Source organism: Paenibacillus sp. SJS-P3, from assembly GCF_056711585.1.
The window spans coordinates 1-12500 of the sequence record NZ_CM160043.1; the positions used below are offsets into that span (position 1 = coordinate 1).

Sequence of the window (12500 nt, forward strand, 5' to 3'; positions counted from 1 at the left end):
GTGGACAGCCATACTGTGGATCTGTGGCAGCAAGTGCTGTCAGTCATCCAAACCAAATTGAGCAAACCGAGCTTCGACACCTGGTTCAAGGCGACGAAAGCCAATTTCTCGGATGACGGACTCCTCATCGTGACGGCGCCGACGACGTTTGCGGTCGAATGGCTGGAGAGCCGCTACACGAAGCTGGTCAGATCCACTGTATCGGATTACATCGGACGCTCTGTTGACGTCCGTTTTGTCATTGAGGAAAACCGGCCGCCCGAACCGGCTGCGCCGGCCATCCCCGCGGCCAAAGCGGCTCCATCATCATCCGAAGAGCCCTTTTCCAATATGCTCAATCCGAAATACACGTTCGACACCTTCGTCATCGGCGCCAACAACCGATTCGCCCATGCCGCATCTCTCGCGGTCGCCGAAGCGCCGGCCAAAGCCTATAATCCGTTGTTCCTCTACGGAGGCGTCGGCCTGGGGAAAACCCACTTGATGCACGCGATCGGCCATTACATCATGGAGCACAACCCGAGCACCAAGGTGATGTACATTTCTTCCGAGAAATTCACCAATGAATTCATCAATGCGATCCGGGACAACCGAGGCGAGAGCTTCCGCAACAAATACCGGAATATCGACGTTCTGTTGATTGACGATATCCAGTTCCTGGCCGGCAAGGACGGGACCCAGGAGGAATTTTTCCATACGTTCAACGCCCTGCACGAAGAGCGCAAGCAGATCGTCATCTCCAGCGACCGGACACCGAAGGAAATCCCGACTTTGGAGGAGAGGCTTCGTTCCCGCTTCGAATGGGGGCTCATCACGGATATCCAGCCTCCGGATCTCGAGACCAGGATCGCCATTCTCCGCAAGAAGGCCAAAGCCGAGAACCTGGACATTCCGAATGAAGCCATGATCTACATCGCCAACCAGATCGATACGAACATCCGCGAGCTGGAAGGCGCTCTCATCCGCGTAGTCGCCTATTCTTCCCTCATCAACGAGGATATTTCCTCGCATCTGGCGGCGGAGGCGCTCAAGGACATCATTCCCTCAACGCGGCCGAAAATGATCACCATCCTGGACATCCAGCAGCGTGTAGGAGAGTTTTACGGCCTCAAAATGGATGAATTCAAGGCGCGCAAGCGAACCAAGGCGGTGGCTTATCCAAGGCAGATCGCCATGTATCTGTCCCGTGAGCTGACGGACTACTCGCTGCCCAAGATCGGCGAAGCTTTCGGCGGCCGAGACCATACGACCGTCATCCACGCCCATGAGAAAATCTCCAAGCAGCTCAAGATCGACCAGGAGCTGTTCAAGGTCATTCAGAATTTGACGGAAAAAGTCAAAAACCACATGTAGGCGCCTCCCAATCGGAGATCGCCATCCGTGGATAAGTCCTATACGAGTAGCCAAGCCTATGCACACTCTGTACACATGTGGATAGGCTTCTGCCATCGGCGAAAACAGGGCTTATCCACATATCCACCGCCCCTACGACTACTACTGCTATTAATCTTTAAAAAAACATCATCTAAAAAAGACGAATCACGTCGAATGCCGCCCAAGGAGGAACGCATGAAACTCACCATCTCCAAAAACGAACTCAACGACGCTATCCAACAAGTGGCCAAAGCTGCATCGATACGTCCTGCCATTCCAATACTTGGTGGAATCAAGATCGACGTAACCCACCAAGGAGTCACGCTGACGGCTAGCGATACCGATATCTCCATCCAAAGCTTCATTCCAGCCGAAACGGATGAGGTTGTCGTCGCCAAAGTGGACAAGCCAGGCAGCGTCGTGATGCCGGCCAAGTTTTTTGTGGAGATCATCCGCAAGCTTCCTGCAGAAGAAGTGCAGATCGAGGTGGGCGAGCACTACCAGACGCTGATTCGTTCCGGTTCAACGGATATCCAGATGGTCGGACTTGATCCCGAGGAATTCCCCGTCCTTCCTTCCGTCGAAGAAGACGAAGTGCTGCAGATTCCGGGCGATCTTCTCAAAGCGATGGTCAGACAGACCGTATTCTGCGCTTCGACCAGCGAACAGACACCCGTTCTGACCGGAGTGCTCTGGAACCTGATTGAAGGCCAGCTGAAGTTCGTCGCCACCGACCGCCATCGTCTAGCCAGCCGCTTGGCTCAAGTCGAAACTCCGGACAGCTACAAGCTGACCAATATCGTCATCGCCGCGAAGACGATGGTCGAGCTGTCCAAGCTCGTGCCGGACGGATCCGGCCTCGTGGATATCGTCGTCGCCAGCAACCAGGTGCTTTTCCGCCTCGGGCACACCCTCTTTTACAGCCGTATGCTGGACGGAACCTATCCCGATACTTCCAAGATTATTCCGCAATCGTTCAAAACAGAACTCGTCCTCGAAACACGCAAGCTGATCGACGCGATGGAACGCGCCTACTTGATGTCGAGGGAAGAAAAAACCAATATCGTCCGTCTCGTAACTCTCGACAACGGCAACATCGAGATATCGTCCAGCTCGCAGGAGCTCGGACGCGTAACTGAGCAGCTTGAAGTCATGCGCCAGAACGGCGAGCCGCTCCGCATCGCCTTCAACTCCAAATACATGCTGGATACGCTGAAAGTCATCGACAGCGAGCAGCTCGTCATCAGCTTCACCGGCGCCATGAGCCCGATCATCATCCGCCCGGCGGATCATGACAACAGCCAGTACATCATTCTGCCTTACCGCACGACGAACTGACGGGCAGCCGGTGCGGCCAGCAGGCGGACGATCCCGCGCATTCGCGCACGGACCGTCCGCTTCTTTTGTTCCAACCCCTTTTTCAACATTCCAAGGAGGGCTATCGCCATGAAAACCATCACGATCAAGACCGAATACATCGCTCTCGGCCAATTCCTAAAACTGGCCGATTGCATCGATTCCGGAGGACAGGCCAAGTTCTTCCTCCAGGAATACACCGTTCTCATCAACGAAGAGCCGGACAATCGGCGAGGACGCAAGCTCTATGACGGGGACAAAGTCGAAGTAGAGGGGTTCGGATCCTTTCGGGTTCAGAGATCATGAACTCGTCTCGCCGTGAAATGTCCGCCCCACGCGGACAAGGCTTCAGCCAGGGGGATTGAGCAGGTGTTCCTACACGAAATCAAGTTGAAAAACTACCGGAATTACGAGGAGCTTGAGCTCGGCACCAGCCATAAGGTCAACCTGTTCATCGGGCCGAACGCGCAGGGTAAAACCAATCTGCTGGAGTCCATTTTCGCCTTGGCTCTCACCAAGTCGCATCGGACCTCCAAAGATCGCGAGCTGATCGGCTGGAATGGCAAGGAAGCTTCCGTTCATGGAGAAGTGGAGAAGAGATACGGGAACGTGGCGCTGGACCTGGTCTACTCCGCCCAAGGCAAGAAAGCGAAGATCAACGGGCTGGAGCAGCGCAAGCTGAGCGGTTTCGTCGGCACGCTCAACGTGGTCATGTTCGCTCCGGAGGATCTCGAGATCGTCAAAGGGACGCCGGGGATTCGCCGCCGCTTTCTCGATATGGAGATCGGCCAGGTGCAGCCGGGGTACTTGCATACGCTCCAGCAATACGCCAAGGTGCTGCTGCAGCGCAACAACTACCTCAAGTCATCGGGGCCGGGCTCCGTCCAGCCTGCGATGATGGAAGTGTGGAACATGCAGCTGGCGGAGCATGGTGTTAAAATCATGAGAAAAAGGCAACAATTCATAGAGAAGCTCCGGACCTGGGCGGCAGCGATCCATTCCGGCATCACCGCAGGCGGCGAAGAGCTTGCCGTCAGCTACCGCCCTTCCTTCGAAATGGAAGGAGAGCAAGATGAATCTGTTTTATTCGATCAATTTATGTTAAAGTTATCACAGGTAAAAGATCAGGAATATCGCCGCGGAGTGACGCTGGCAGGCCCTCACCGGGATGATCTGGCGTTCCATATCAATGGCAAGGAAGCCCAGGTTTTCGGCTCCCAGGGACAGCAGAGGACGACGGCGCTGTCGCTGAAGCTGGCCGAGATCGAGCTGATCCGGGAAGAGATCGGGGAGTACCCGCTTCTTCTTCTCGACGACGTGCTGTCCGAGCTGGACCAGCACAGGCAGACGCAGCTCATCGAGACTTTCCAAGGAAAAGTGCAGACATTCATAACCGCTACGGGGCTGGAGAGCGTGAACACGAGCCGCTTGTCGGATGCGGGGGTTTACCGGGTTGAGGGCGGCAAGGTAACGTTATGACCGCTCCAGCCCTTTCTTGAGAAGAAGGGTTGTCATGCGCATACCTTCTTCTCTTCTCTACGTTAACGGCACCCGAGCATAGACATAAGGCGGAGCAGCCGTTTTGATTTTCAGAGAGCAAGGCCGGCCGACCGGCGCATCCTTCCTTGTCTTCTCTTGGGCGCCGACGCCAGTCCGCCATTATGGCGGGGAGCTTGTCTTGCTCGGGCGATTCTATTCCTGCAAGGATTTATCATAGAGGGGAGCTGAAGGCACGCATGTATATCCATCTCGGCGGAGAAAAAATTATTCGGGCATCGGAGCTGGTCGCCATCTTCGATATATCCATCGAGCAGTCCTCCAAGCTCTCCAAGCAGTTCGTGGCCGATGCCAAAAAACGCAAGGACGTGGAGACGATCGGCGAAGAGGAGCCCAAATCCATCGTCGTCACCCAGAACCGCGTCTACTACTCCCCTATCTCATCTTCCACGCTGAAGAAGCGCGGACATCATTTCGCGGCTTATTGATCGCTGCGTAAAAGCCGAAATCAAGTTAGGGCCGCTGCATCCGCTGGCGGCTGGTTAGTGCAGTTCGAGAGGAGCAGTGAAGACAAGCATGTCTACGAACCCACAGCATACGTACGACGAGAGCCAGATACAGGTGCTTGAAGGACTGGAAGCAGTCCGCAAGCGTCCGGGTATGTATATCGGCTCCACCAGCAGCAAAGGACTTCACCATCTCGTCTGGGAAGTCGTCGACAACAGCATTGACGAAGCGCTCGCCGGTTATTGCGACCGGATTACGATAACGATTCACGAGAACAACAGCATTACCGTAACGGACAATGGACGGGGAATTCCGGTCGGCGAGCATCCGAAGATGAAGCGTCCTACGCTGGAAGTCGTCATGACTGTCCTGCATGCCGGCGGCAAGTTCGGCGGCGAAGGCTACAAAGTATCCGGAGGCTTGCACGGTGTCGGCATTTCCGTCGTGAACGCCCTTTCGGAGCTGGTCGTCGTGCAGGTAAGCCGCGACGGCAAGGTCTATGAGCAGGAATACCGCCGCGGCGCTCCTCAGTACGACGTGAAGATCGTCGGGGACAGCACGTCGACGGGTACCAAGACGCTGTTCAAGCCGGATCCAGAGGTGTTCACCGAGACGACCGTGTTCGAATACGAGACGCTGCAATCGCGCGTCCGCGAGCTGGCGTTCCTGAACAAAGGGATCGAGCTTGTCCTTGCCGACGAGCGCACCGGAGTCAGCAACAGCTTCAAGTATGACGGCGGCATCATCGAGTTCGTCGAGTACCTTAACCGCAACCGCGAAGCCGTCAATGAGAGGCCGATCTATGTCGAAGGCTCCAAGGACGGTATCCAGGTGGAGGTGTCGCTGCAGTACAACGACAGCTACAGCGAGAACATCTACTCCTTCGCGAACAATATCAACACGCATGAAGGCGGCACCCACGAGTCCGGCTTCAAGAGCGCTCTGACCCGGATCATCAACGATTACGCTCGCAAGAGCGGCGCGATCAAGGAGAACAACTCCAATCTATCCGGCGAGGACGTGCGCGAGGGTCTGACCGCGATCATCAGCGTCAAGATTCCCGAGCCGCAGTTCGAAGGACAGACCAAGACCAAGCTCGGCAACAGCGAGGTGCGCGGCATCGTAGAGTCGTTCTTCGCCGAGAAGCTGCAGGAATTCCTGGAAGAGAACCCGTCCGTTGCCCGCAAAATCGTGGACAAGGGACTGCAGGCTTCGCGAGCCCGAGAAGCGGCCAAGAAGGCCCGCGAGCTGACGCGCCGCAAGAGCGCTCTCGAAGTCAGCTCGCTGCCCGGCAAGCTGGCCGACTGCTCGTCCAAGGATGCCAGCATCAGCGAGCTGTACATCGTCGAAGGAGATTCCGCCGGCGGTTCGGCCAAGCAGGGCCGCGACCGGCATTTCCAGGCGATCCTGCCGCTGCGCGGCAAGATCCTCAACGTCGAGAAGGCGCGTCTGGACCGGATTCTCTCCAATGCTGAGATCCGCGCCATCATTACGGCTCTCGGCACCGGAATCGGGGATGATTTCGACCTCGCGAAAGCCCGGTACCACAAGATCATCATCATGACGGATGCCGACGTCGACGGCGCCCACATCCGGACCCTGCTGCTAACATTCCTTTATCGCTACATGCGCCGGATTCTGGAAGCGGGCTACGTGTACATCGCCCAGCCTCCTCTGTTCAAGATCGAGCGCAACAAGGTCATTCGTTACGCGCAGTCCGAGCGGGAGCGCGAGGAGATCATGGCCGAATTCGGCGAAGGAGCCAAAATCAACGTTCAGCGCTACAAAGGCCTCGGCGAGATGAACGCTTCGCAGCTGTGGGAGACGACGATGGATCCCGAGAGCCGGACGATGCTTCAGGTTCAGATCGAGGATGCGATCAAGGCGGACATCATGTTCGACACGTTGATGGGCGACAACGTCGAGCCTCGCCGCGAGTTCATCCAGCAATACGCCAAGGACGTCAAAAACCTGGATATCTGATTCCACGCCAATGATCCCGGCGCCTACTCGGCCCGGGATTTTTTTCATCGGCTTTGCTCGAAGAAATCAGCGGGTTTTGCGCCTTGGAGCATAGGCGGCGGCGTAACGTCTCATCCGGCGGAAGATACTCTGATCCTTAAGCTTACGGAATATATACGGATCCGGCATCGTATTGACCTCGAGAATCCACGGCTTCAAGCTGGCGCTGACCGCAACGTCCAGTCCGATTTCCTTGAGGCCGGCATAACGGGTAGCGAGCTGCTCCGCCGCCTTGACGCCGATATGGCGCAAGTGGTCCTTGAATTCCTTCTGCGCGGCATCGTCCAAATGTCCTGCCATCAACGTTTCGAATGGGGTGATCGTGCCTCCGCTATGGTAGTTGGTGACGATTTTGGATGGATGTCCAAGCCGGCCGATGATGCCGGTAGTCTCCCATCTCCCGCTGAGGTTTTTCTGCACCATGACCCGCAGGTCGAAGCGCCGGTGCCGATGCTTCAGGAGATCGATTCCTTGTTGTGCTAAGTATCTCCTTTTGGGACGTGATTTCTCGAGCCCGGCGAACAGTCCGTCAAAGCTGGCGTAGGATCGGATCCTCGTCCCGCTTTGGAATCTGTAGCCCCGATCGAGCTTCTGGACCTTGATGACGCCGTTGCCGAACGTGCCTGCGTCGGGCTTGACGTACAGCATCCGGTACTGCTCCAGCATGGCTCGCAGCGTGTCCTTGGAATAGGTTCTTGTGTCTGGAATATAGGGTTTAAGCGAATCCGACTGGAGCAGCACCCCCGTTTTCATTTGCTTGCTCATAACCCTTTGGATGGCCAACCGATCTCATCCTTCCTCATCTGTCGAAAGAGCGATAAATCGCGTGCAATTCCCGCAGCCCTTCCAGATTTCAGTCCAATTTCCGATATCTTAAGCGACTAAACAATGATATAATAGAGTGTACTGACCATTCGTGCTGAATCCCTTTATTTTATGGATTCCCGCTATGAATGGAGCTCGGCATCCACCTATTTTTTGCGATCCGCGACGTTTAATTATGCCCGCTTTGTGCAAGACAGATAAGATAGGGCGGGCAGGCGCCGCGCAAGTCGCCACCATCAGGTTGAGCCGTTTGAAGGCCTGACCGCACAGGAGGTAAGTATGGCGGAAGAACAACGTTCTCAAATTAAAGACCGGGATATCGGCACGGAAATGCGCGAGTCGTTCATGGATTATGCCATGAGCATCATCGTCAGCCGCGCGCTGCCGGATGTGCGCGACGGGCTTAAGCCTGTCCACCGCCGCATCCTGTTCGCTATGTCCGAGCTGGGCATGGCCCCGGACAAGCCTTATAAAAAATCAGCCCGGATCGTGGGCGAGGTCATCGGCAAGTATCACCCGCACGGCGACAGCGCCGTGTATGAATCGATGGTCCGGATGGCGCAGGATTTCTCCATGCGCTATATGCTCGTCGACGGACATGGCAACTTCGGTTCCATCGACGGAGACATGGCGGCTGCCATGCGCTACACCGAAGCCCGATTGTCCAAGATCGCGATGGAGCTGCTCCGCGACCTGAACAAGGATACGGTCGACTACAATCCCAACTATGACGGCGAGGAAAGGGAGCCTGCCGTATTGCCGGCACGCTTCCCGAACCTGCTCGTCAACGGCGTCTCCGGCATCGCTGTCGGCATGGCGACCAATATCCCGCCGCATAACCTGCGGGAAGTCATCGACGGCGTCCAGGCGCTGATCCGCAACCCGGACATTACGTCTGTGGAGCTGATGGATTACGTCAAAGGTCCGGATTTCCCGACTGCGGGCTTCGTCATGGGCCATTCCGGCATCCGCCAGGCCTATACGACTGGACGCGGCTCCGTAACGATGCGCGCCCGGGCCGAGATCGAAGAGAATGGCGGCAAAGCCCGGATCGTCGTGCATGAATTGCCTTATCAGGTGAACAAAGCCCGGCTTGTCGAGAAGATCGCCGAGCTCGTCCGCGAGAAGAAGATCGAGGGCATTACCGACCTGCGTGACGAGTCCGACCGCAACGGCATGCGCGTCGTCATCGAGCTGCGGCGCGACGTCAACCCGAGCGTAACCCTGAACAACCTGTACAAGCATACCCAGATGCAATCGACGTTCGGCATCAATATGCTGGCGCTGGTCAACGGCGAGCCGCGCACCCTTACGCTGCGCGACATGCTGTACCACTATCTGCAGCACCAGATGGTGGTTATCCGCCGCCGTACCGAATTCGACCTTAAAAAAGCGGAAGCGAGAGCGCACATCCTCGAAGGCTTGCGCATCGCGCTTGATCATATCGACGAGATCATCTCGCTTATTCGTTCCTCGCGCACGACCGACGAAGCGCGTGAAGGCTTGATCAACCGCTTCTCGCTCAGCCTGGAGCAGGCCCAAGCGATCCTCGACATGAGGCTGCAGCGCCTGACCGGCCTGGAGCGGGAGAAGATCGAAGCCGAGTACAACGAACTGCTTGCCCGCATCGCCGAGTACAAGGCCATTCTGGCCGACGAGCAGCTGGTGCTCGAGATCATCAGCAAGGAGCTTGCCGAGATCAACGAACGCTTCGGCGACGAGCGCCGCACGGAAGTGACGATCGGCGAGGACGAGATTCTTGACGAGGACCTGATTCCGCGCGAGGATGTCGTCATCACGATCACCCATTCGGGCTACGTGAAGCGGCTGCCGGTATCGACTTACCGCAGCCAGCGCCGCGGCGGCAAGGGCGTCATCGGCATGGACACCAAGTCCGATGACTTTGTGGAGCATTTGTTCATCTCGAACACGCACCACTACCTGCTCTTCTTTACCGACAAAGGCAAGGTGTACCGGCTCAAAGCCTACGAGATCCCTGATCTCAGCCGTACGGCCCGCGGAACGCCGATCATCAACCTGCTGCAGATCGAGCAGGGCGAGACGGTCAATGCCGTCATTCCGGTCGAAGCTTTCGATCCCGATTGCTACCTGTTCTTCGGAACGCGCCAAGGCATCGTCAAGAAGACGCCTCTCGACGATTACTCCAATATCCGCCGCGTCGGCCTGATCGCCATCAACCTGCGCGAGGATGACGATCTGATCAGCGTGAAGCTGACGGACGGCAAACAGGAGATCATCATCGGTACGGCGGACGGCATGTCGATCCGGTTCCCGGAAAGCGATGTGCGTTCCATGGGCCGTTCGGCCACAGGAGTCAAGGGCATCGCTCTCGATGATGACGACCGGGTGATCGACCTGGACGTCGTGGATCCGGAGCAGGAAGTTCTGATCGTTACGGCCAAAGGATACGGCAAGCGGACTCCGGTAAGCGAATACCGGACGCAATCGCGCGGCGGCAAGGGGATCAAGACCTTGAACGTAACGGAGAAGAACGGTCCGATCGCCGGCCTCAAAATGGTGGAAGACGGCGAGGATCTGATGATCATGACCGCATCGGGAACGATGATCCGCATGAACATGGATACGATCTCTTCCATGGGCCGCAACACGCAGGGCGTGCGTCTGATCAACATTCGCGACGAGGACTCGGTCGCTACGGTGACACGGGTTGCCAGAAGCGAAGAAATTCAGGAAGAAGATGAAGAACCGGGCGATGTGCCGGCAGGAGACGAAGAGGCCGGTACAGATAGCGAATAGGCATTTGAACGCGTCATAAGGGGAGGAACCGTCTTGATTACGGTCGATTGCGCGCAGTTGAAGCTGGGTGATGTCATTTCGCAGGATGTGCTGACTCCATTGGGGGGCGTTCTGTTCCACAAGGGCCGTGTCGTCACGATGCGCGAAATGGATATTCTGACGGCATTCATGGTGCAGCAGGTTGCCATTGAACGCGGTGGAGCCGAGGCTCCTCCTGCAGCCAAATCGGAAAGCAAGCCTCTTCCGCATAGCGGCCTGACTCTCGAATACGATTCGATGGTCGCTCTGTTGAAGAAAGCCTATGGACAAGTGGCGGGAGGGGCTGCCCTGCCTATTCTGGAGCTGCGGACCGGTCTGGAGAAGCTGCTCTCCCATTCCAGGAACTATCAGGTTCTTAGTTTCTCCCCAAGGCATGTCAATCAGGAGGAGTTCTACTTTCACAGCAGCGTACTCTCCTCCCTGACCTGCTATCAGCTCGCGCAGTGGGCGGGACTCCCGTCCAAGGATTGGATGCAAGTCGCGATGGGCAGCCTGCTGCATGATATCGGCAACGTGAAGGTGGATCGGACCATACTGGCCAAACCGGGGATTCTCACTTCAACCGAGCAGGAAGAAATGAAGAGGCACACCCTTAGCGGCTACTCGCTGCTGAAAGGCGTAGCCGCCCTCAATGAGGGGGCGAAGCTCTCCGCCCTTCAACATCATGAGCGAATCGACGGCAGCGGTTATCCGCTGGGCTTGGCTGCGGAGAACATTCATCCTTACGCCAAGATGGTTGCCATTGCAGATATCTTTCATGCCATGACCCTGAACAAGATCTATCGCCGAGCTTCGTCGCCCTACCTCGTTCTGGAGCAGATTCAACAGGATGCCTTCGGCAAGCTGGATCCTTCCTATGTAAGGACATTCATCGAGAAAGCGACTCAGTTCCATAATGGCACTCTCGTGAGGCTAAGCGATGGGCGCGTGGGAGAGATCGTCTTCACCGATCGCAATCACATTACCCGTCCGTGGGTTTCCGTCGACGGCAGCATCGTGGACCTTTCCACACAGCGCCGGCTTCATATAGAAGAAGTTCTTTCATAAGAGAACCCGCTCATTAATTTCAAGAGACCGTCAGGATGATCCTGGCGGTTTCTTTTTTTATCGGGTCGCCCGGCATTAGCTAGCGGATATAGAAACCAGGATGATGAAGAAGACGAAGATGTATTCGGGATGAAGATCAGTCCAAGGGTTCCTATCTGTCCTTCTCTATAGAGGAAACTCATAGTCTATGATCGCTGAAAGGGGAAGCTTGAACCAAACATACGAATGGTTGTAAATCTGGATTGCAGCAGCCGTTTTGGAGGGGGAAGAGGCTTTGAAAAAAAGGATTTTAAAAATCTTAAAAAAACACTTGCATTGGCCTATGTGGCCGTGATATATTATCTAAGTCGCCGCTGAGAGGCACGACGGAAACAAGCGAAACACAAGCGAATTTGTTCTTTGAAAACTGAACAACGAGTGAAGCAAGTCAACGTTATAAATGAGCAAGTCAAACACCTTTATGGAGAGTTTGATCCTGGCTCAGGACGAACGCTGGCGGCGTGCCTAATACATGCAAGTCGAGCGGATCTTGTCCTTCGGGACAAGGTTAGCGGCGGACGGGTGAGTAACACGTAGGCAACCTGCCCTCAAGACTGGGATAACCTCCGGAAACGGATGCTAATACCAGATATGCGGTCTCTCCTCCTGGAGAGACCGGGAAAGACGGAGCAATCTGTCACTTGGGGATGGGCCTGCGGCGCATTAGCTAGTTGGTGAGGTAACGGCTCACCAAGGCGACGATGCGTAGCCGACCTGAGAGGGTGATCGGCCACACTGGGACTGAGACACGGCCCAGACTCCTACGGGAGGCAGCAGTAGGGAATCTTCCGCAATGGACGCAAGTCTGACGGAGCAACGCCGCGTGAGTGAGGAAGGCCTTCGGGTCGTAAAGCTCTGTTGCCAGGGAAGAACGGGTGGAAGAGTAACTGCTTCCGCCATGACGGTACCTGAGAAGAAAGCCCCGGCTAACTACGTGCCAGCAGCCGCGGTAATACGTAGGGGGCAAGCGTTGTCCGGAATTATTGGGCGTAAAGCGCGCGCAGGCGGCTTTGTAA

The 12500-nt window shown here is 56.1% G+C and carries 9 protein-coding genes and 1 rRNA gene (1 of these 10 running past the window's edge); 9 read left to right on the forward strand and 1 reads right to left on the reverse strand.

The window, feature by feature from the left end; genetic code table 11:
• From dnaA to gyrB, 6 genes are all read left to right on the forward strand, one after another.
• Positions 1–1353, forward strand: a complete 1353-nt coding sequence (gene dnaA, locus AC06G8_RS00005; protein WP_021880310.1) for a chromosomal replication initiator protein DnaA — start codon at positions 1–3, stop codon at positions 1351–1353.
• Between the two features lie 216 nt (positions 1354–1569).
• Complete coding sequence (gene dnaN / locus AC06G8_RS00010) at positions 1570–2712, forward strand: DNA polymerase III subunit beta (RefSeq protein WP_447663409.1); 1143 nt, start codon at positions 1570–1572, stop codon at positions 2710–2712.
• A gap of 108 nt (positions 2713–2820) precedes the next feature.
• Positions 2821–3036 carry a S4 domain-containing protein YaaA gene (gene yaaA, locus AC06G8_RS00015; protein ID WP_447663410.1) on the forward strand — a complete coding sequence of 72 codons (216 nt, stop codon included), beginning with the start codon at positions 2821–2823 and terminating at the stop codon, positions 3034–3036.
• Positions 3037–3099: 63 nt separating this feature from the next.
• Complete coding sequence (gene recF, locus AC06G8_RS00020) at positions 3100–4209, forward strand: DNA replication/repair protein RecF (protein ID WP_447663411.1); 1110 nt, start codon at positions 3100–3102, stop codon at positions 4207–4209.
• A 257-nt stretch (positions 4210–4466) separates the two neighbouring features.
• Positions 4467–4715, forward strand: coding sequence for an extracellular matrix regulator RemB (gene remB, locus AC06G8_RS00025; RefSeq protein ID WP_048747582.1), 249 nt, complete (start codon positions 4467–4469; stop codon positions 4713–4715).
• 88 nt (positions 4716–4803) lie between these two features.
• Positions 4804–6717 (forward strand): DNA topoisomerase (ATP-hydrolyzing) subunit B, encoded by a 1914-nt coding sequence (gene gyrB / locus AC06G8_RS00030; RefSeq protein ID WP_447663412.1) that lies wholly within the window; start codon positions 4804–4806, stop codon positions 6715–6717.
• Positions 6718–6783: 66 nt separating this feature from the next.
• Here gyrB and AC06G8_RS00035 read toward each other — a convergent pair whose 3' ends face one another.
• Entirely contained in the window at positions 6784–7539 is a 756-nt protein-coding gene (locus AC06G8_RS00035; protein WP_480284055.1) for a YheC/YheD family protein, read from the reverse strand.
• Between the two features lie 321 nt (positions 7540–7860).
• On the opposite strand from AC06G8_RS00035, the gene gyrA reads away from it, so the two are divergent.
• The 3 genes from gyrA to AC06G8_RS00050 form a co-directional block, all read left to right on the forward strand.
• Positions 7861–10359 carry a DNA gyrase subunit A gene (gene gyrA / locus AC06G8_RS00040; RefSeq protein WP_447663414.1) on the forward strand — a complete coding sequence of 833 codons (2499 nt, stop codon included), beginning with the start codon at positions 7861–7863 and terminating at the stop codon, positions 10357–10359.
• 33 nt (positions 10360–10392) lie between these two features.
• Positions 10393–11445 carry an HD-GYP domain-containing protein gene (locus AC06G8_RS00045; RefSeq protein WP_447663415.1) on the forward strand — a complete coding sequence of 351 codons (1053 nt, stop codon included), beginning with the start codon at positions 10393–10395 and terminating at the stop codon, positions 11443–11445.
• A gap of 457 nt (positions 11446–11902) precedes the next feature.
• Positions 11903–12500, forward strand: a 16S ribosomal RNA gene (locus AC06G8_RS00050) (it continues 948 nt past the right edge of the window).

Bases quoted from the DNA above. Each gene is read 5' to 3' on its own strand.
- remB (WP_048747582.1), top strand. From the start codon at position 4,467: ATGTATATCCATCTCGGCGGAGAAAAAATTATTCGGGCATCGGAGCTG.
- gyrA (WP_447663414.1), top strand. From the start codon at position 7,861: ATGGCGGAAGAACAACGTTCTCAAATTAAAGACCGGGATATCGGCACG.
- gyrB (WP_447663412.1), top strand. From the start codon at position 4,804: ATGTCTACGAACCCACAGCATACGTACGACGAGAGCCAGATACAGGTG.
- dnaN (WP_447663409.1), top strand. From the start codon at position 1,570: ATGAAACTCACCATCTCCAAAAACGAACTCAACGACGCTATCCAACAA.
- yaaA (WP_447663410.1), top strand. From the start codon at position 2,821: ATGAAAACCATCACGATCAAGACCGAATACATCGCTCTCGGCCAATTC.